The organism is Promicromonospora sp. MS192, from assembly GCF_049532985.1.
Classification (GTDB): Bacteria; Actinomycetota; Actinomycetes; order Actinomycetales; family Cellulomonadaceae; genus Promicromonospora.
The window spans coordinates 3,888,310-3,907,845 of record NZ_CP186693.1 but is presented as its reverse complement, the minus strand read 5'-3'; the positions used below and the strand labels follow the sequence as shown (position 1 = coordinate 3,907,845).

The following is a 19,536-nucleotide window of genomic DNA, read 5'->3' as shown; positions in this document are numbered from 1 at the left end:
CGGGTCGTGATCGGCCGGCTCGCGCCGGCCGGGGCCGTGGTCGGCCGGGAGCCGTCAGCAGCCGTCAGCAGCCGTCAGCACGGGGTCAGCAACTGGGTCAGCACGGGGTCGGCACAGCGTCAGCACGGCGTCAGCGGCAGCTCGAACGCCGCCGGGCCCCCGGCGGCACCGCCCGGCAGGACGCCGCGCCAGTACGCCCGCCGTCGTCCGGTGTCCCCGCGGGGGTAGGTGAGGCCCGCCTCGCGGGCCGCCCGTTCGACGTCGCGCATCGTGGACGCGCGGCCCGCCGGGACCGGCACCCGCCGGACCGGTCCGTCGGCCGGGTGCGCGTGCACCTCGCAGCCGGCGAGGTCCGGGCTCGCGCCGTGCCACACGCGCACGACGACGGCGGGGTCCGGCCCGCTGCCCGGCGGGACGTCGCCCGCGACGGTACGGACGGCCGCGGCGAGCTGTGCCGCCAGCGGCGACAGCCCCGGCCGGCGTGCCGCTGCCGGGACGAGCGAGTGCAGCACGGGGACGACGCCCTGCTCCTCGACGGTGCCGGTGATCTCGTCGGCCACGGCGTGGAGGCTGCCGGGCGCGTGGCCCATCGCCACGCCGCGCGCCGCCCAGACGAGCATGGGCAGGTCGTTGACCCCGTCGCCGACCGCCACGGTGCGCTCGGCGGCCACACCGAGGGCGTCGCGCACCCGGCCCAGGCCGAACGCCTTGTCGGTGCCGTGCGCGGTCACGTCGACCCAGTCGGCGCCCGCGGGCGTCACGGTCACGCCGGCCTCGCGCAGGTGCGTGACGTGGTCGGCGATCCGGTCGGCGTGGAGCACCACCCGCGCGCCGTGCTCGACGCGGAGCTGGCTGCCGGGGCTCAGGCTCTGCGGCCCGTTCAGCGCTCCCGGGGCGAACCGGCGGTTGACCCGCCAGCCGCGGCCGACCTCCTCGACGGCGACGAAGACGTCCGGGGCGAGCGCGACCGCCCGGCCGATCACGGGCCCGGTGGCGAACGTGCGCACCTCGACCACGTCGTAGCCCGACGGCGTCGCCGGGTCCAGCCGGACGGTCAGCGCGCCGTTCGAGCAGACCGCCCACCCGCGGGCCAGCCCGAGCCGACGCGCGACGGACAGCATGCCCACGAGCGACCTGCCCGTCGCGAGCACCACGTGGTGCCCGCTCGCGCGGACCAGCTCCAGCGCGGCCACCGTCTCGGCCGGGATCCTGTCGTCCGGGCCGACCAGGGTCCCGTCGACGTCGAGCGCCACCAGGTGCGGCAGGACGCGGACGTCGTCCCGGCCCGGTGCCGGGACCGTCCTCGTGTCGCGCTCAGTTCCCATGCCCCTCGACCCTTCGCCCTGTGGTCCACCTCGTGGCACGACGGCTGCCGTGCGCCACGCACCAGCGTGACGATCGACGAATGCCCGAGTTGACACAGTTTGTGTCACATATTTTCTGAGGGCGGTATGGCCCTGTCGGACGCGCCCGACCTGGCCGTATGGTGTGATTTCGCCCGCTGTCCGGCTAGCAAGGGACGATGCGATGACCGACTACGACTCGATCGGCCCCCGGATCGCGCAGCAGCGCAAGGCGCGCGGCATCACCCAGGTCGCCCTGGCGCACGACGCCGGGGTGAGCGTGTCGCTGCTGCGCAAGCTGGAGCAGGGCTCCCGGATCGCCTCGCAGCCGGTGGTCGCCGCGCTCGCCCGGGCGCTCCACGTCGACGTCACGACCCTCACCGGCCAGCCCTACGACCGCGAGGGGCCGGACCCCGACCGCATCCACTCCGCGATGCCCGACCTGCGCCGCGCGCTGGCGTACTGGGACCTGCCGACGGACCTGGGCGTGGCCCCGCGCGACCCGGCCGGGCTCGTGGACGACGCCGCCCGGATCGCCACCCTCTACCAGCTCGACCGCAACTCCGAGGTCGCGCACCGCCTGCCGGCCCTGCTGACCGAGACGTTCGCCGCACTGCAGGACAGCGAGGGGGAACGGCGCGACCTGCTGTGCGAGGCGTTGCTCGGCATGTTCTACGCCACCCACGCCGTCACCTACCAGTCCGGCTACGAGGACCTCTCCACCATCGTCGAGGACCGCATCGCCGGGATCGCGGCGGACTGGGGCGACCCGGTGGCGCAGGCGTTCGCGAGCTGGGTGCGCACCACGTCCCTGATGCGCCTGGGCGAGTACGACGTCGGCCTGCGCATCCTCGGGCAGGCGCTCGACGACGTCGACCCCGGACGGCGCGAGGATCCGGCAGCGCTGCGCGCGGTGGGGTCGCTCCACCTGCGGTCGGCCATCCTCGCCGCCCGGGCCAACCGGGAGGACGAGGCCGCGGCGCACGTCGCCGAGGCGGAGCAGGCCGCGGCACACACCGGGCCGGACACCGACAACGACTGGCGCAACCTCGCCTTCGGGCGCACCAACGTGGCGATCCATGCGGTGGCGACCGCCGTCGAGTCGGGGGACGGCCCGCGGGCGCTCAAGCTCGCGGACGAGGTGCACTTCTCCGGCGACGTGCTGCGCCGGCTGCCGATCCGGGTCGGGCACCACCACATGGACGTCGCCCGGGCGCAGCTCTGGCAGGGACGGACCGACAGCGCGCTCGCGAGCCTGGAGAAGGCGCGGCGGCTCGCCCCGCAGCAGACACGCCGCCACCCCACCACGCGGGAGGTGACGCGGACGCTCGTGCGGTCGCACCGGCGCGCCAACGAGCCCCTCGCGCGGTTCTCGGCGTGGCTCGGCCGGGACGCGGACCGCTAGCGGCTCAGGCGGCCAGGGCCCGCCTCACGTCGACCAGCGACGGGTTCGTCGCGGCCGAACCGTCGGGGTACACCACCGTCGGGACGGTCTGGTTGCCGCCGTTGACCTGCTCCACGAAGGCGGCCGCCTCGGGGTGCTCCTCGATGTCCACGACGGTGTAGCCGATGCCCGCCGAGTCGAGCTGCGTGCGCAGCCGGCGGCAGTACCCGCACCAGGTGGTGGAGTACATCAGCACGGTGCCGCTCTCGGGAACCTGCGCGGTCAGCTCGGACATCGGTCCTCCTTGCCGGTGGGCATGTCAGTGGTTGCTGCGAGAATCGCAGACGATGCTCACCCAGACCAACTCCGCCGGTACCCCGAACCATCCGGGACCGCTGAGCCCCGACGCGATCCTCACCGCCCTCGACCCCGAGCAGCGCGAGGTGGCGCTCGCGCTCAACGGCCCGGTCGTCGTGCTTGCCGGTGCGGGCACCGGCAAGACGCGCGCCATCACGCACCGCATCGCGTACGGCGTCCGCATCGGCGCCTACAAGCCGACGGGCGTGCTGGCCGTGACCTTCACGGCGCGCGCCGCGGGGGAGATGCGCACGCGCCTGCGCGAGCTCGGCGTCCAGGGCGTGCAGGCCCGCACGTTCCACGCCGCGGCCCTGCGCCAGCTCAGCTACTTCTGGCCGCGCGTCGTGGGCGGCGCGCCCCCGCGCCTGCAGGAGTACAAGGCGCAGCTCGTCGCGGAGGCGGCACGCCGGCTCGGCCTCTCCGTGGACCGGGTGGCCGTGCGCGACCTGAGCAGCGAGGTCGAGTGGGCCAAGGTCTCGCTCGTGCTGGCCGACGACTACGAGAAGGCTGCCCGGGCGGCCGGCCGCGAGGCGCCGTCCGGCTACGACGCCCAGACGGTGTCCCGCCTGATCACCGCATACGAGGACGTCAAGACGGAACGCGGTGTCATCGACTTCGAGGACGTGCTCCTCATGCTCGGCGACATGCTGAACAGCCACAAGGTCGTGGCCGACGAGGTCCGCTCGCAGTACCGGCACTTCGTCGTGGACGAGTACCAGGACGTCTCGCCGCTCCAGCAGTTCGTGCTCGACCAGTGGCTCGGCGGGCGCTCGGAGCTGTGCGTGGTCGGCGACCCGTCGCAGACCATCTACTCCTTCACGGGTGCCACCCCGCGCCACCTCCTGGACTTCCGGCGCACCTACCCGCAGGCCCAGGAGATCCGCCTGGTCCGCGACTACCGCTCCACGCCCCAGGTGGTGCACCTGGCCAACTCCGTGCTCCAGCGCGCCGGCCGCGCGGGCGGTGCGCACCAGGCGCTGGAGCTCGTCGCACAGCGCAAGCCCGGCCCGCCGGTCACCTTCCACGCCTACGACGACGACGAGGCCGAGGCCAAGGGCATCGCCGCGCGCGCCGCGCGGCTCATCGGGTCGGGCCGTGTGCGTCCCAGCGAGATCGCCGTGCTGTACCGCACCAACGCCCAGTCGGAGGCCTTCGAGGCCGCGTTCGCCGACGCCGGCGTGGGCTACCTGGTGCGCGGCGGCGAGCGGTTCTTCCAGCGCAAGGAGGTGCGCGACGCGATCGTGCTGCTGCGCGGCGCGGCGCGGGCCGCCGACCCGGAGCTGCCCATGCCGGACCAGGTGCGCGACATCCTGGCGACCGCCGGGTGGGCCGACCAGGCCCCTGCCGCGCGCGGCGCCGCCCGTGAGCGCTGGGACGCCATGCAGGCGCTCGTCGCGCTCGCGGACGACCTGGCCGCCGCCGCGACCCCCGAGAACCCCGCGACGGTCGCCGGCCTCGTGGCCGAGCTCGACGAGCGCGCCTCCGCCCAGCACGCGCCCACGGTCGAGGGCGTCACCCTCGCCTCGCTGCACGCGGCCAAGGGCCTGGAGTGGGACGCGGTCTTCCTCGCGGGCATGAGCGAGGGCCTCATGCCCATCTCGCTCGCGGAGACCGACGCCGCCGTCCACGAGGAGCGCCGTCTGCTGTACGTGGGCATCACGCGGGCCCGCGAGCACCTCGAGGTCTCCTTCGCCCGCTCGCGGAACCCGGGCGGGCGCCCCACGCGGAAGCGCACGCGGTTCCTCGACGGGCTGTGGCCGGACGAGCCGCGCGCGGCGCGGTCCCGTGCCACGGCCAGGACCCAGCCCCGCGCGCTGCTGACCGGTGAGCACGACACCGCGCTCTTCGACGCCCTGCGCGACTGGCGGCTGGAGGTGGCGCGCGAGACCGACAAGCCCGCCTACACCGTGCTGACGGACGCCACGCTGGCGGCCATCGCCGAGATCCGACCTTCGGGCACGGCCGAACTCGCTCGCGTGAACGGCATCGGTCCGGCGAAGATCGACCGGTACGGCGCCGCGATCCTTGCGATCGTGGCCGGTGCGACAGGTTCCTGACGGTACTCTGAGGGGTCTTTCGTGGTGCGTCCGGCGACCCGCGAAAAACTTCTCGAGAAAAGTTCGAAAAAGAGTTGGCCCGCCACGGCGGCCCGGCATAGTGTTCAGATGTCCCTGACAGCAGTGGGCGAGACCGAGAGGTCTGGCCCGGATTCGAGTGAGGAGGTGGGTGTCTTGGAGATGAACATGATTCCGCAGACGGATCTGCACGTGTGCGGGTATGTGCTCGGTAGCGAGCCTGCCCCGGTCAACGGCGCAGCTCTGTCCTTCCGCGCGCGCACTCACCGCGGAGGCGTCAAGCCGTCCGCGCTCGCACCCGACTCCGCATCTCCAGGAGACTCGCCGGTCTAGACGACCGAAGAGATCCAGGCCGCGGAGTCCATCTGGGACCCGCGGCCTTAGTTTTTGCCCGGAGACCGGCCCACCAGCGGCCGGACCGGCAAAGACCTAGCCCGGGGTCCTGTACCACCCGACGTTCACCGACGACGTTCATCACACAGGACACAGGAGACAACCGTGCGCCTCACTGCGCTCCTCGACACTCTTCCCCAGGGCGGCTCGGGCCCCTGGGACCCGCCTCAACACCCCGCCACGAGCGGGACCGGTTCGGACTCGGCGGAGTTCAACCGGCTCATGGACACACTGCTGCCGTGCCGTACCAACGACCCGGAGCTGTGGTTCGCCGAGCACAGCGCGCAGGTGGAGCAGGCCAAGGCTCTCTGCCGCACCTGCCCCCTCATCGAGGGCTGCCTCGCCGGCGCCCTCGAGCGGAACGAGCCCTGGGGCGTCTGGGGCGGCGAGGTCTTCGTCGACGGCGTCGTCGTGGCCCGCAAGCGTGGCCGTGGCCGGCCCCGCAAGTCGGAGAACGTCGCCGCCTGATCCTTCAGGAGGGAAGGACCACGCACCCGCAGCGCGGGTGCGGGTCCACCTGGTGAGCTCGGGGTAGTCCTGCCGGGAGAGAGATCTCCAGGCACGCACCGACGGCCGCCGGCCGGTGCCCGTCCAGCTGGGCGAGCACCTGGCCGGCGGCCGTCGCCGCTGCCAGGGCAGCGAGCGTGGCCTCGTGCGTCGGCTCCGTGGTCTCACGGAGCTGGGCGGCCAGTGCCGGCCACTCCCGGTCGGCGTCGGCGCGTGCGAGGTCCACGCACGCCACGCACGCCGACCGGCCCGGCCGGACGAGCGGACCGACCACGACGTCGGCCTCCCGCACCACCACGGGCAGGTGCGGCACCCCGAGACCCAGCAGCCGCTGGTAGCGCGCCGGGTGCGCGGCGTGCGGCTCGACCACCACCACGAGGTCCAGCTCCGTGAGGTCGAGCCCGCCGTCGTCCACGTGTGCCCGGGTGCGCGGGGAGCGCCGGGCCAGGAGCGAGCGGACGGCGTCGTGCCGGACCTGGCCGACGTCGGCCGGCCGCAGCCCGCCCAGCCCGAGATCGGTGACCTGCACCGGCAGCGGGTCGTGCAGCACCAGGCGGCCCGTCCCCGCCGTCGCGAGGTGCTGCGCCACGCTGGTGCCCAGCCGGCCCAGGCCCATCAGGCCGACCGTCTGCCGGGCCCGGTCCGCGAGCGTGGCCAGGCCCGCGCCGTCCGGTCGCAGCATGCCGAGCACCGTCGCGTCCGCCGCCCCGTCGGCGGGTGCCGTCACCGCGCCCACCGTCCCCGCGACGGGGACCAGCACGCCCGCGCGGACCAGGACGGACATGATCTCGTCCCGCCGCTCGACCGGCACACCGCAACGCGCGGCCGCCTGCTCGAGCGTGACGTGCCGCCGTTCGGCGACCTCGCCGAGCCACGTCTCCTCGGCCGGGGTGAGCCCCGACAGGACGAACGACCAGCGCGGGTCGGAACCGCACTGGACCTGCCCGCCGCCACGGCTGAGCACGGGCGTGCCGGGCCGCAGCCGGAGCAGGGGAGCGCGGTTCATGCCGACAACCATGCCCGACGGCGGAACCTGCTCCGGACCGCCGTCCACAGGTCCAGAGGTATCTTCAGCGCGTCAGGTGGCCCAGGAGTTCCCGAGTGCGCCCAGAGCCGAAAGCACGGCGCACCACTTGCCCGCCCGGTTACGGTGACCTTATGAGCGACCAGCACCAGCCCGGCGATTCCCCCCAGTCATGGGAGGAGATGCTGCGCTCCATGCTCGGCGACGGCGCAGACGAAGTGATGGCCGAGATGCGGGAGCGGGGCATCGATCCGACCGCCCTCGGTGGCCCGCCCGACCCCGTGATGATGCAGTACGCGCTCGCCCAGGTGCAGAAGATGCTCTCCGCGGAGGGCACCGGACCTGTCAACGCGGACGTCGCGCACGACGTCGCGCGGCAGGTGGCCGTCAGCGAGGGCGACCCGTCGCTGACGGGCAAGCAGGCCAAGGACGCGACCGACGCCCTCGCGGTCGCCGAGCTCTGGCTCGACGCCGTCACCGACCTGCCGCCCGCGGGCGGCACCCGGCGCGCGTGGAACCGGTCCGAGTGGGTCGAGGCCACGCTCCCGGTGTGGAACGAGCTCGCGGCGCCCGTGGCCTCGTCGGTCTCGGAGGCCCTGGCCACGGTGCTGCGCGACCAGCTCCCGGAGGGGGTCGACGACGGCGAGGCGGTGCCGGGCATGCCCGCCGGCGTGCTGCACGGTCTGGGGGGATCGATCGATCCCACCCAGATGATGCGCCGGCTGGGCTCCGCGGTGTTCGGCATGCAGGTCGGCCAGGCCGCCGGCACTCTGTCGCGCGAGGTCTTCGGCGCCACCGACGTCGGCCTGCCGCTGCTCGACAGCCCCGACACCGTGCTGCTGCCCACGAACGTGGCGGCGTTCGCCGACGGCCTGGACGCCCCGCTGGAGGAGGTCCGGCAGTTCCTGGCGGTCCGCGAGGCGGCACACGCGCGGCTGTTCACGCACGTCCCGTGGCTGCGTTCGCACCTGCTGTCCATCGTGGAGCGGTACGCGCGCGGCATCACCATCGACCTCGACGCGCTCGAGGCGCAGGTGCGCGACATCGACCTCGCCGACTCCGACGCGCTGCGCAGCGCGCTGTCGGGGGGCGTCTTCGGCCTGCAGAACACGGACGAGCAGAAGGCCGTGCTGCTCAACCTGGAGACCACGCTCGCGCTGGTGGAGGGCTGGGTGGACGAGGTGACGGCCGTCGCCACGCTGCCGCACCTGCCGCACGCCGTGCCGCTGCGCGAGATGATCCGGCGTCGTCGCGCGGCCGGGGGCCCGGCCGAGCAGACGTTCTCCACCCTCGTCGGCCTGGAGCTGCGGCCGCGCCGGTCGCGCGACGCCGCGACGCTGTTCTCGATCGTGGCCCGGGCGCAGGGCAGCGCGGGCCGTGACGCGGTCTGGGACCACCCCGACCTGCTGCCCGGCACCCAGGACCTGGACGACCCGTCGGGTTACCTGGTGCGCCGCGAGGCGGCCGAGAACGAGCACGCGGACGTCGACGCGGCGCTGCGGGAGATCTTCGGCGACGAGGAGGCGGCCGAGCCCCGCCCGGCCGGCGATGCCCGCCCTGCCGACGACCAGGGGGCCGGCGACCAGGGTGCCCGCGACGACCAGGCGGACGACGGCCCGGCCGACGAACCGCGGGACGACGCGGACGGCGAGACCAGGTAGTCCCGCCCGGCCCGTCCGGCGTTCAGGCGTCGTCGCCGTCGTCGCTGGTGGGTAGCCCCGGTTCGTCCTGTGCGTGCGAGGCACCCTCCAGGAACCCGCGCGCCCGGTCGGTCCGGGGGTAGACCTCCAGGATCTTCCAGAACTCCGGGCCGTGGCCGGCGTGCAGCAGGTGCGCCAGCTCGTGCAGCAGCACGTAGTCGAGCACCCACGACGGCATGCCCTGCACGCGGGTGGAGATCCGGATCGAGCCGTCCAGCAGCGTGCACGACCCCCAGCGCCGGCCCTGGTTCGCCGACCACCGCACGCTGGACGGCCGCGCCCGGCCGTCGAGGTACTTGGTCGACAGCTCGCAGGCCCGGTCCATGAGCTCCTGGTCGGACGGGCGGCGGCGCCGCTCCTTGTCCTCCAGCCGAGCCACCATCTTGGCCACCCACTCCCGTTCCTGCGCCCGAGAGAAGCGCGCGGGAATCGCGACGATGGTCCGTCCACCGTCGCGATATGCGCTCACCGTGGCGGTGCGACGGCGGCTCCGGCGCACCTCCACGGACGTCAGGGCGTCGTGGGCCACGGAACGACCGTAGCGTGTTATCGGCGTCCCGTGGGGTATAACACACCGTTCAAGTGGAAATTCTTTGCCCGGAGGCGTAGTGGTGGCGTCATGGGAACAGGTGCCGGGGGCCGCCGTCGGGCCGGGTTCGCGCCCAGGTTCATGGAACCCTCAGCCAAGTGCGGAATGATGGGGCGGTGACCGACATGCGTGACCGCCAGCCCACCCCGCAGCCCGAGCCGGCACCGTTCGAGGACCTGCCGCCCGAGGTCGCGCCGGTCACCCGTCGCACCGTCACGTTGGGTGTGTCCCTGCTGGCCACCGCGGTCCTGGCCGCGGTGGCGCTCGTGCTGCCCACGCCGTACGCGATGCGGTCGCCCGGCCCCACGGAGGACACGCTCGCCAAGGGCCTGATCGAGATCGAGGGCGCGCGCACCTACGAGTCGTCGGGGGAGCTGCTCCTGACGACCGTGTCCGTGCTGGGCGGTCCGGGCTACCCGGTGATGTCCGGGCAGGTGATCCAGGGCTGGCTCGACCCGCGGCGCTCGGTGCTGCCCGTGGAGGCGATCTTCCCCGAGGCGACCACCAAGGAGGAGCAGCGGGAGGTCAGCCAGGCGGAGATGGTCTCGTCGCAGGAGTCCGCGACGGCTGCGGCCCTGACCGAGCTGGGCTACGACGTGCCCGCGGTGCTGGACGTCGCGGGCACGGAGGAGGGCTCGGGGGCCGCGGGCAAGCTCCAGGAGGGCGACGTCATCACCCGGTTCCAGGGCGAGCCCGTCGGCACCTACGCGGACCTCATCACCGGGCTCGCCGAGACGGAGGCCGGCAGCACGGTCACGCTCGGCGTGCGGCGCGGCGAGCGCACCATGGACGTCGACGTCACGACCTCGGGCAACGGCCAGCGTGCCGTGCTCGGCGTCTACATCGACCCGCGGTACGACTTCCCCGTCGACGTCTCGATCCAGATCGAGGACATCGGCGGCCCGAGCGCCGGCACGATGTTCGCGCTCGGCATCATCGACCGGCTGACGGCCGAGGACGAGGCGAACGGACACATCATCGCGGGCACCGGCACGATGAGCCCCGAGGGCACCGTGGGGCCGATCGGCGGCATCGAGCAGAAGCTGTACGGCGCCGTGCGGGACAAGGCCGACTGGTTCCTCGCCCCCGCGGACAACTGCGACCAGGTGGTCGGCAACGTGCCCGACGGGCTGCACGTGGTCAAGGTCTCGACGCTGGCCGAGGCGCGCGACGCCGTCGAGCAGATCGGGCGCGGTCACGGCGCCGACCTGCCGACGTGCCCCTGACGCCGGCGCGTATGCCGACCTGTTGACCGTGTGTTGTACATCTGGAGGATGTGGGAACCTTGTGCTGGGAACCTTGAGCACCGCCCGGCCGTTCCACCTGGGTACGGCCCAACCATTGATGACGTGAGGTAACGCAGTCGTGTCCTTCGCCGCAGCACCGCGCCGCCCATCCGGCGGCGGCGCCCCTCGAGCCCGACGACGCAGTCCGCTGGGGGTGGCGGTCGTCGCGGTCGCGGTCCTGATCGCGGCCCTGCTCCTCCTGGCCCAGTTCTGGACCGAGGTGATGTGGTTCACGCAGCTCGGGTTCTCCTCGGTGATCTGGACCGAGTGGGGCATGCGCGCGGCGCTGTTCGCCGCGGGCTTCCTGATCATGGGCGGGGCGGTGTTCTGGTCGTTCACCGCGGCGTACCGGTCCCGGCCTATCTACGCCCCGAGCACGCCCGAGCAGGCGACGCTCGACCAGTACCGCGAGGCCGTCGAGCCGCTGCGCCGGGTCGTGATGATCGCCGCGCCGGTCCTGGTCGGCTTCTTCGCGGGCGTCGCGGCGTCGGCGCAGTGGCGCACCGTGCTCCTCGCGTTCAACGGTGAGCCCTTCGGCGAGAACGACCCGCAGTTCGGCATGGACCTCGGGTTCTTCGTCTTCATGCTGCCCGCGCTGCGGTTCACGGTCGGGTTCCTCATCTCGGTGGTGGTCATCGCGGGCATCGCCGGCGTGATCACGCACTACCTGTACGGCGGCCTGCGGGTGGGCCCGGCGGCGGCCGGCGGCCCCCGCACCACCACCGCGGCGCGCGTGCACCTGGCCGTCGTCGGTGCGGTGCTCCTGCTCCTGATCGCCGCCAACTACTGGCTCGACCGGTACTCGATCCTGACCAACGCGGGCGACCGGTTCGACGGCGCCTCGTACTCCGACGTGCACGCGGTGATCCCCGCCAAGGGCATCCTCACCGTCGTCGCCATCTTCGTGGCCGCGCTGTTCGTCGTCACGGCGTTCCGTGGTGACTGGCGCCTGCCGGCGATCGGCGTCGGGCTCATGGTGGTGTCCGCCATCGCGATCGGCGGCATCTACCCGGCCGTCGTGCAGCGGTTCCAGGTGAACCCGAACGCGCAGGAGCTGGAGAGCGAGTACATCCAGCGCAACATCGACGCGACGCTCTCGGCGTTCGGCATCGAGGACATCGAGAAGGAACAGTACGACGCGACGACCCAGGCGGAGGAGGGCGCCCTGCGCGCCGACGCCGACACCGCCGCGTCGATCCGCCTGCTCGACCCGCAGATCGTGTCGCCGTCGTTCCGCCAGCTCCAGCAGAACAAGCAGTACTACAACTTCAACGACTCCCTGTCGGTCGACAAGTACGAGATCGACGGCGAGTCGCGGGACACCGTGATCGCGGTGCGCGAGCTGAACCTCGACGGGCTGGGCCAGGACCAGCGCAACTGGGTCAACGACCACACCGTGTACACGCACGGTTACGGCGTGGTGGCCGCGTACGGCAACCAGCCGGGACCGGACGGCCGCCCGGCGTTCTTCGAGGGCGGCATCCCGTCGCAGGGCGCGATCAGCGACATGGAGGGCGAGTACGAGCCGCGCATCTACTTCAGCCCGAGCACCCAGACGTACTCGATCGTCGGCGCCCCGGAGGGCACCGAGCCGTGGGAGCTCGACTACCAGGCGGACGACGCGGACGACGGCGGCCAGGTCAACACGACCTTCACCGGCGACGCCGGACCGGACGTCGGCTCGTTCGGCAGCAAGCTGCTGTACGCGCTGAAGTTCGGCGAGGAGCAGATCCTGTTCTCGGACCGCGTGACGAGCGAGTCGCAGATCCTCTACGACCGTGACCCGCAGCAGCGCGTCAGCAAGGTCGCGCCGTGGCTCACCCTCGACAACCGGGTCTACCCGGCGGTCGTGGACGGCCGCGTGAAGTGGATCGTCGACGCGTACACCACCAGCGACGCCGTCCCGTACTCGACGTCCACGCCGCTGGACGAGGCCGTCGCGGACACCCTCACGCAGCAGCAGGGCGGCGCCGTCGTGCTGCCCGAGGAGGTCAACTACATCCGCAACTCGGTGAAGGCGACCGTCGACGCCTACGACGGCTCGGTCGACCTCTACGCGTGGGACGACCAGGACCCGATCCTCAAGGCCTGGACCAACATCTTCCCGGCGTCGGTCAAGCCGATGGACGAGATCTCCGGCGACCTGATGAGCCACCTGCGGTACCCGGAGGACCTGTTCAAGGTGCAGCGCACGCTGCTCAGCCAGTACCACGTGACGGACTCGGCCGAGTTCTTCTCGGGTCAGGACTTCTGGAACAACCCGACCGACCCGACGTCGGAGACCACCCCCGCGCCGCTGCAGCCGCCGTACTACCTGACGCTGCAGATGCCGGGCCAGGACGAGTCCACGTTCTCGCTGACCTCGACCTTCATCCCGGGCGGTAACACCGACCGTGAGGTGCTCACCGGGTTCCTCGCGGTGGATGCCGACGCCGGGAACGAGGCGGGCACCAAGTCCGAGGACTACGGCAAGCTACGCCTGCTCGAGCTACCCCGGGACACGACCGTGCCCGGCCCTGGCCAGGTGCAGAACAACTTCGACTCGAACCCGACGATCTCCGAGCAGCTGAACATCCTGCAGATCGGTGCGTCCACGGTGCGGCGCGGCAACCAGCTCACGCTGCCGGTCGGTGGCGGCCTGCTGTACGTGCAGCCCGTCTACATCCAGTCGACCGGTGGCACGCAGTTCCCGCTGCTGCGCAAGGTGCTGGTGTCCTTCGGTGACGACATCGGCTTCGCCGACACGCTCGACGAGGCGCTGGACCAGGTGTTCGGCGGCGACTCGGGTGCGCAGGCCGGGGACGCCGGCACAGCCGAGGACGAGGCACCGGTCGCGCCGCCGGACGGCGAGACGGGTACCGACCCGACGACGGAACCCTCGACGGAGCCGTCCACGGAGCCCACCGACGGCGCCACCGAGGAGCCTGGCACCGCGCCCACCGGTGACCTGGACGCCGCCCTGCAGGAGGCTGCCGACGCCCTGGCGGACTCGGACGCCGCGCAGCGTGCCGGTGACTGGGCCGCGTACGGCGAGGCGCAGGACCGCCTGCAGAAGGCCCTGGAGGACGCGATAGCCGCCGAGGAGGCCCAGCAGCAGGGCTGATCCTTCGCAGCACAACCTGTCAGACCTGCAGGTCACTCCGGTGACCTGCAGGTCTGACTGCTTTACGGGAGCCGCCGGGCCACCACCACGGAGTTGATGACGTCGTCGGTGGGGTGCACGACCTCCAGCACCTCGAAGCCCGGCATCGCTCCGACGTCCACCGGCGGGTACAGGAGGGTGCGCAGCCCGCGCGCGCTGCGCGCCAGGAGCAGGGCACCGGGCCGCATGGCGCCCGCCATCCGCCGCAGGATCCCGGCCTTGGCCGACGGCGTCTCGCCGACCAGCGCCGCGAGCACCACGGCGTCGTAGCCGGTGAGGTCGGCGTCGGCGGCGTCGGCCTGCTCGAACCGGACGCCCGGCGGGCCCACCCGGTCGCCGACCTGCCGGGCCAGGACGACCGCGGCGAGGTCCCGGTCCAGGCCGACGACAGGGCAACCGAGTGCGCCGGCGTACCCGAGCGTGCTGAGGGGGAGGGGGCCGCAGCCGACGACGGCCACGGTCGCCGGGGTGCCGCCCGAGCTCGTGAGCAGCCCGACCTCGAGGGCGGTGAGCCGCTGGTAGTTGTCGAGGTAGGGGAACGACGTCAAGGTGCTTCCGGGATCCGGCGCGGCGACGATGCGTTCCGCCCACGCGTGCTCCAGGGCGGTCTCACCGCGTGCGGACAGGTCGCGGACGGCGGCTCTGCGACGGCTGATCTCCTCGTGCGCCAGGATGTCGCGGGCCTGGCCCTCGGGCGCGGCGAGCACCGTGTGCACGAGGTCGCTGAACAAGGCGTCCGTGCGCGGGTCCGGTCGCAGGTGCGGGAGGGCGGCGAGCTGGTCCGTGAGGTGGGCGATGTGGTCGGCGGTCTGGGTGGTGTCGCTCAGCTCCGTCGTCATGGGGTCGATCGTTCCACGACCGGAACGGTTCGATCGCCTGTGACCTGCGTCTCGACGACCCGGCCCGGTTTGCATACCGGCGCTCGGGGTGCGTAGAGTAGGGATCACCGACGCGGGGTGGAGCAGCTCGGTAGCTCGCTGGGCTCATAACCCAGAGGTCGCAGGTTCAAATCCTGCCCCCGCTACACATGAGATGTCGCTAGGCATCGAGGACAGCCGGACCTACGGATCGTAGGTCCGGCTGTTTTTTGCTGCGGCGGGTCGACGCCGCCCGCTCGGCAGGTGACCAGCAGGTAGCCTGTGAGCCGTGGTCGGCCCGAACGAAGTGCGGTGGCTCTCGCCTGACGAGAACGACGCCTGGATGTCCCTGTGCTGGTTGATGACCAAGCTTCCGGGGGCGATCGACGCGCAGCTGCAGCGGGACAGCGGCATCACCTTCTTCGAGTACGTCGTCCTTGCCTCCCTGTCCATGTCGCCGGGGCGGCGCATGACGATGACCGCCCTCGCGGAGTTCGCCAACGGGTCCCTGTCCAGGCTGTCCAATGTGGCCAAGCGTCTCGAGCAGCGCGGCTTGCTCGTCCGTGAGCCTGCTCCCGAGAACGGCCGCATCACCGAGGCGATGCTCACGGAGGCCGGGATGGCCGTGGTGGAGCAGGCTGCCCCCGGTCATGTCGAGAACGTGCGCCGGTGCGTGTTCGACGCGCTGGGCGCGGACCAGGTGACCCAGCTGCGCGACATCGGCCGCCAGGTCGCCGCTCAGGTGGAGCCCGGGCGCTCCTGGCCGCCCGGTGCCGAGCGCGCCACGCTGTAACCGTCGAGGTCGTCCGGTCGGAGCACAGGTGCGTCCTGACACTTCATGCTTGACTTCAAGTTTGAAGTGAACCTACGATCGACGCCTCTCAGCAGAAAGAGGAAGACCTCGTGAAGCTAGGAATCATGCTGCCCGTCTCGGGGCCGTACGCGTCGCCCGCCACCATCACCGCCATGGCGCAGGCCGCCGAGCGCCTGGGATACGACTCGCTCTGGACCTACGAACGTCTGCTGCGCCCGATGGCGCCGATCTGGCCGGGCCCCGACGGCACGCTCGAGCGGGCGCCCGAGGTCTATCACACCACCTACGAGCCCCTGCAGACCCTGAGCCACGTCGCCGCGCTCACCAGCCGCATCACCCTGGGGACCAGCATCCTCAGCGCGCTGCTGCACACGCCGGTGATGCTGGCCCGCCGCCTGGCGACGCTCGACCAGTTCAGCGGAGGCCGCGTCATCGCCGGGTTCGGGCAGGGCTCGATCCCTCAGGAGTTCGCGACGGCCAACGTGCCCTGGAAGCGTCGCGGGTCCGGTCTCGACGACATGGTGGCGGCGGTCCGCGCCGTCTGGGGCCCTGACCCGGTCGAGTACGACGGCCGCTTCTACTCGATCGAGGCCTCGGAGATCAACCCCAAGCCGGTGCGCGGCAGCATCCCCGTCATCATCGGAGCCTTCACCGATGCCGGGATCGATCGCGCGGCCCGTATCGCGGACGGCATCACGCCCGTGGCCTTGTCCCTGGGCGCCGTGACGGCGCAGGCCGCCAGGTTCCGGCAGGGTGCGGAGCGACTCGACCGGGACCCGTCCGCCCTCATGGTGATCGCCCAGTCGAACACCCCGATGACCGCAGCACCGATGGGCGGGGACCGCCCCTTCCTCGGTGGTGCGCCGAAGCAGCTCGCCGAGGACATCGAGAAGCTCCGGGGCCGGGGGGTCGACGGCGTCACGTTCGCCTTCCCGTCGTCGGAGCCGGTGAACGTCCAGATCGAGATGCTCGACGAGCTGCGCACGCTCGTCCCGACGCACTAGGCGCCTTCGCCCGACGGCGCAGCGTCCTGTGCGAGCGGGCCACCGCGACCATGCGTCGCTGACGCCGGTCGACGGTGGCCCGTGGTCAGGCCGGACGAACCCGGCTCAGAGGGAGTTGACGATCCGCTCGTGGTGGAGCTCGCCCGCACGGGTCTGGATGCCCGCGGCCAGCAGCGCGTGAGCCCGCTGTGTGACCTCCGGCCCGATCGTCGCCGTCAGCCCGTCGTTCTCGACCGCGTACGCCGCACGCGGGATCTCCCCGGCCACCGTGTTCACGGCGGCCTTGACGGCGGAGACGACCTCTGGCCGCAGTCGCGCGATCCGTACCGCGAGGTCGCTGACGAAGGAGTCCAGCTCCGCAGCGGGCAGGGCGCGGTTCACCAGGCCGTAGCGCTCCGCCAGCTCGGCACCGACGAGCTCGCCGCCCAGGATCAGCTCGAGGGCACGGGCGCGCCCGGTCAGGCGGGTCATGTGCACGGTCCCGCCGCCCCCGGGAAGGATGCCCATGATGGCCTCGGTCTGGGACTGACCTGATCTGCCGATCGCGGCGAACCGCATGTCGAGGGACATGAGGAACTCGTTGCCGGCTCCTCGTGCGAAGCCGGACAGCTTGCCGATGGTGACCTGAGGCAGGCTGCGCACCTCTTCGCTCAGGACCTGCAGGATGTTCATGCCGTCCGGGACGGGTGCGCCCGGCGCTGCGGCGATCGCGGCGCGGGTCGCGGCCGGCAGGGCCTCCGGGTCGGTGAGGTAGCCCATGTCTCCGTGGGCGCTGAAGAACTCGGGGTCGGCGCTGTCGAACACGATGACGCGGATGCTCTCGTCGCTCCGGGCCCGGTGCACGAACCCGCGCAGCGACGGCAGCAGGGTGCCGTCCATCAGGTTGAGCGGGGGGTGGTCCAGCGTCACGGTCGCAAGGCCGTCCGAGATCGCGACCCGCAGGCCGGACAGGTCGTCGTAGTTCATGAGAGCTCCCTGGGGTGATGTGAGGTGGTGTGCCGGCGGGCCACGGCGTCCGACGCCATGGCCCGTCCGCGTGATTCGTCACCCTAGGAACCGACCAGGTTCCCGATCGGGAACCTACGCTTGTGCTATGTCAGGGTTGGCTGTCGACATGTTCGACGAAATCTGCCCGTCGCCGATGCAGCCGCTTCGGATGAAGGACAAGTGGGCGCCGATGGTGCTGCGCTGTCTGCAGGACGGTCCGCACCGGTTCTCCGAGCTGCGTGTCCCGCTGTACCGCACCACCGCCAAGGAGCTCACCCGGTCGCTGCGCAACCTGGAGCGCGACGGGTTCGTGAGCCGGACGCCCACGGGACGTGCGGTGACCTACGAGCTCACCTCCCTCGGCCGTGGCCTGCTCGACCTGCTCTCCACGGTCTACGCGTGGAGCGACGAGCACGGGCAGGAGCTCCTCGACGCCTACGACCCGGACGGTGACGCCGGCTAGCCGGCGCTGCGCGGCGTGGTGGCGGCCAGCGCCCGGTCGACGAGGTCGTCGAGCACGGCGGTGGTCGCGGGCCTGCCCTCGAACGTGACCAGAACGAGGACCGCTCCCGTCAGGAGCGCGAGCGTGGGCTCGACGTCACGTCGTGCGACGTGGGCCGCCAGGACCGCACGCATCCCGCTGGTCCCCGTCTCGTACAGGCGTGTGCGCAGGCCCCGGACCACCTCGTTGCCGTGCGCCCGCTCGACGACACCCCCCAGGAGCCGGTCGAGGTGGCCGCGGGTGAGGTCGTCGGCGAAGTCCGCGAGTGCGGCACGGAGGTCGGCCCGCAGGTCGCCGGTGGCCGCCGGGTGGTCCGCGACGTCGCAGATCTGCTCGATCGAGGCGCGGATCAGGTCGAGCCGCGTGGGCCAGTGGGCGTAGACCGTGGCCTTGGAGTAGCCGGCGCGGCGCGCCACCTCGGCGTGCGTGACCGCGTCCCACCCTTCCTCCAGCAGCAACGTGCTGGTCGCGCCGACGACGTCACGCCGGGTCCGTGCGACGCGAGGGTCCAGCACTTCTGCGGGTTCGCTCGGCATGGCCCCGATCCTACGAGCTGCTGAACTCCGTTGACACTGTTGTACAACTCGTTCAATACTGTGCGGCGTGACCAATAGTGGCGTGGATCGTGCGCGCGCCCTCGCGGCCGCGGGCCCGCCGCGGGGCGTGAGGATCTTCCAGCTCCCCACCGGCACGTACGAGACCCCGGCCGCCCTGGCCTTCCAGGGCGGCTCGTTCCGGGACCGGCGTCAGTTCGCCGCCACGGCGGTGCTGGTGCAGCACCCCGCGGGCGACGTGCTCATCGACGCCGGGTTCGGTGCGCAGGCCGAGGAACACATCCGGATGCTGCCCGCGTTCCGGCGTTCGCCGCACAGCCTCGGCCCGACGGTGAGCGAGCAGCTGGACGCCGCCGGCTACGACCGCGCCCGGGTGATCGGGGTGATCCTGACCCACTCCCACTGGGACCACGTCAGCGGGCTGGACTCGCTCGACGTGCCGGTGCTCGTGACCGAGGAGGAGCTGCGGTACGCGGACCGTCAGCGCGGCGACCGCGTGTTCCGGCGGGTCGCCGCAGGCGGTCGCCTCCGGACGTACGACCTCGACGGTCCCGCGCACCTGGGGTTTCCGGCCAGCCACGACCTGCACGGGGACGGCTCGGTCGTCATCCTGCCGGCACCCGGCCACACCACAGGGTCGGTGGTGATCGTCGTGACGGTGCGCCCCGACGAGCGCTACGCCTTCATCGGTGACCTCGCCTGGCAGCTCGACGGGATCACGCGTGGCGTCCGGCGGCCGCTCCTGATGCGCCTGCTCGCCGACAGCGACCCGGCGCAGATCCGCCGGGACCTCGCGCGGGTGACCGCGCTCTCGCGTCACATGCGGATCGTCCCTGCCCACGACGCGCGCGGGTACGACGGGATACCGCTGCTCGTGCCGGGCCACGGCACCGACCTCGACACGAGCGGGACGTGAGCCGGGCCTCATGAGCGGTTCACTATGAGTGGTTCGCTTTGAGCGGTTCGCTTTGAGTGGTTCGCTTTGAGTGGTTCGCTTTGAGTGGTTCGCTTTGAGCAG

Annotated in this window: 17 protein-coding genes and 1 tRNA gene; 11 read left to right on the top strand and 7 right to left on the bottom strand. The window is 72.2% G+C overall.

Annotated features, from left to right (window positions below; translation table 11 throughout):
- Positions 1-119 precede the first annotated feature (119 nt).
- A complete protein-coding gene (locus ACO229_RS17625) occupies positions 120-1,325 on the bottom strand; it encodes an HAD family hydrolase (RefSeq protein ID WP_423462315.1) in 1,206 nt (401 codons plus the stop codon).
- A gap of 202 nt (positions 1,326-1,527) precedes the next feature.
- Between ACO229_RS17625 and ACO229_RS17620 the strand changes: the two genes are divergently transcribed.
- The gene (locus tag ACO229_RS17620; RefSeq protein ID WP_423462314.1) at positions 1,528-2,748 is read left to right on the top strand and encodes a helix-turn-helix domain-containing protein; all 1,221 of its coding nucleotides are present in this window, start codon (positions 1,528-1,530) and stop codon (positions 2,746-2,748) included.
- Positions 2,749-2,752: 4 nt separating this feature from the next.
- Here the strand turns inward: ACO229_RS17620 and ACO229_RS17615 are convergent, their stop codons facing one another.
- Positions 2,753-3,022 carry a mycoredoxin gene (locus ACO229_RS17615; protein ID WP_397431578.1) on the bottom strand — a complete coding sequence of 90 codons (270 nt, stop codon included), beginning with the start codon at positions 3,020-3,022 and terminating at the stop codon, positions 2,753-2,755.
- A 52-nt stretch (positions 3,023-3,074) separates the two neighbouring features.
- On the opposite strand from ACO229_RS17615, the gene ACO229_RS17610 reads away from it, so the two are divergent.
- Both ACO229_RS17610 and ACO229_RS17605 read left to right on the top strand, forming a co-directional pair.
- Complete coding sequence (locus ACO229_RS17610) at positions 3,075-5,141, top strand: ATP-dependent helicase (RefSeq protein WP_423462313.1); 2,067 nt, start codon at positions 3,075-3,077, stop codon at positions 5,139-5,141.
- 516 nt (positions 5,142-5,657) lie between these two features.
- Entirely contained in the window at positions 5,658-6,020 is a 363-nt protein-coding gene (locus ACO229_RS17605) for a WhiB family transcriptional regulator (protein WP_397414356.1), read from the top strand.
- 4 nt (positions 6,021-6,024) lie between these two features.
- Here ACO229_RS17605 and ACO229_RS17600 read toward each other — a convergent pair whose 3' ends face one another.
- The gene (locus ACO229_RS17600; protein ID WP_423462312.1) at positions 6,025-7,065 is read right to left on the bottom strand and encodes a TOMM precursor leader peptide-binding protein; all 1,041 of its coding nucleotides are present in this window, start codon (positions 7,063-7,065) and stop codon (positions 6,025-6,027) included.
- A 152-nt stretch (positions 7,066-7,217) separates the two neighbouring features.
- Between ACO229_RS17600 and ACO229_RS17595 the strand changes: the two genes are divergently transcribed.
- Positions 7,218-8,744: a zinc-dependent metalloprotease gene (locus ACO229_RS17595; RefSeq protein ID WP_423462311.1), complete on the top strand. Its 1,527-nt coding sequence runs from the start codon at positions 7,218-7,220 to the stop codon at positions 8,742-8,744.
- Between the two features lie 22 nt (positions 8,745-8,766).
- Here the strand turns inward: ACO229_RS17595 and ACO229_RS17590 are convergent, their stop codons facing one another.
- Positions 8,767-9,312 carry a SprT-like domain-containing protein gene (locus ACO229_RS17590; protein WP_397414350.1) on the bottom strand — a complete coding sequence of 182 codons (546 nt, stop codon included), beginning with the start codon at positions 9,310-9,312 and terminating at the stop codon, positions 8,767-8,769.
- A gap of 185 nt (positions 9,313-9,497) precedes the next feature.
- On the opposite strand from ACO229_RS17590, the gene ACO229_RS17585 reads away from it, so the two are divergent.
- Together ACO229_RS17585 and ACO229_RS17580 are read left to right on the top strand one after the other, a co-directional pair.
- The gene (locus tag ACO229_RS17585) at positions 9,498-10,598 is read left to right on the top strand and encodes a PDZ domain-containing protein (protein ID WP_397431790.1); all 1,101 of its coding nucleotides are present in this window, start codon (positions 9,498-9,500) and stop codon (positions 10,596-10,598) included.
- A 139-nt stretch (positions 10,599-10,737) separates the two neighbouring features.
- Positions 10,738-13,761, top strand: coding sequence for a UPF0182 family protein (locus tag ACO229_RS17580; RefSeq protein ID WP_397414348.1), 3,024 nt, complete (start codon positions 10,738-10,740; stop codon positions 13,759-13,761).
- Between the two features lie 62 nt (positions 13,762-13,823).
- Here the strand turns inward: ACO229_RS17580 and ACO229_RS17575 are convergent, their stop codons facing one another.
- Positions 13,824-14,639: a nicotianamine synthase family protein gene (locus ACO229_RS17575; protein WP_397431571.1), complete on the bottom strand. Its 816-nt coding sequence runs from the start codon at positions 14,637-14,639 to the stop codon at positions 13,824-13,826.
- 111 nt (positions 14,640-14,750) lie between these two features.
- Between ACO229_RS17575 and ACO229_RS17570 the strand changes: the two genes are divergently transcribed.
- The 3 genes from ACO229_RS17570 to ACO229_RS17560 all read left to right on the top strand — a co-directional run bounded on the left by ACO229_RS17570 (position 14,751) and on the right by ACO229_RS17560 (position 16,475).
- Positions 14,751-14,824: transfer RNA gene (locus ACO229_RS17570), tRNA-Met, on the top strand.
- A 122-nt stretch (positions 14,825-14,946) separates the two neighbouring features.
- On the top strand, positions 14,947-15,450 hold the full coding sequence (locus tag ACO229_RS17565; RefSeq protein ID WP_423462310.1) for a MarR family winged helix-turn-helix transcriptional regulator: 504 nt from the start codon (positions 14,947-14,949) through the stop codon (positions 15,448-15,450).
- Between the two features lie 110 nt (positions 15,451-15,560).
- Complete coding sequence (locus ACO229_RS17560) at positions 15,561-16,475, top strand: TIGR03619 family F420-dependent LLM class oxidoreductase (RefSeq protein WP_423462309.1); 915 nt, start codon at positions 15,561-15,563, stop codon at positions 16,473-16,475.
- Positions 16,476-16,580: 105 nt separating this feature from the next.
- Here the strand turns inward: ACO229_RS17560 and ACO229_RS17555 are convergent, their stop codons facing one another.
- Positions 16,581-17,441, bottom strand: coding sequence for an enoyl-CoA hydratase/isomerase family protein (locus ACO229_RS17555; RefSeq protein WP_423462308.1), 861 nt, complete (start codon positions 17,439-17,441; stop codon positions 16,581-16,583).
- A 127-nt stretch (positions 17,442-17,568) separates the two neighbouring features.
- On the opposite strand from ACO229_RS17555, the gene ACO229_RS17550 reads away from it, so the two are divergent.
- Positions 17,569-17,925: a winged helix-turn-helix transcriptional regulator gene (locus ACO229_RS17550; protein ID WP_423462307.1), complete on the top strand. Its 357-nt coding sequence runs from the start codon at positions 17,569-17,571 to the stop codon at positions 17,923-17,925.
- Here the strand turns inward: ACO229_RS17550 and ACO229_RS17545 are convergent.
- A complete protein-coding gene (locus ACO229_RS17545) occupies positions 17,922-18,500 on the bottom strand; it encodes a TetR/AcrR family transcriptional regulator (protein ID WP_423462306.1) in 579 nt (192 codons plus the stop codon). The two genes, ACO229_RS17550 and ACO229_RS17545, sit on opposite strands and share 4 nt — an antisense overlap.
- A gap of 67 nt (positions 18,501-18,567) precedes the next feature.
- On the opposite strand from ACO229_RS17545, the gene ACO229_RS17540 reads away from it, so the two are divergent.
- Positions 18,568-19,434, top strand: a complete 867-nt coding sequence (locus ACO229_RS17540) for an MBL fold metallo-hydrolase (RefSeq protein WP_423462305.1) — start codon at positions 18,568-18,570, stop codon at positions 19,432-19,434.
- Positions 19,435-19,536: the final 102 nt, after the last annotated feature.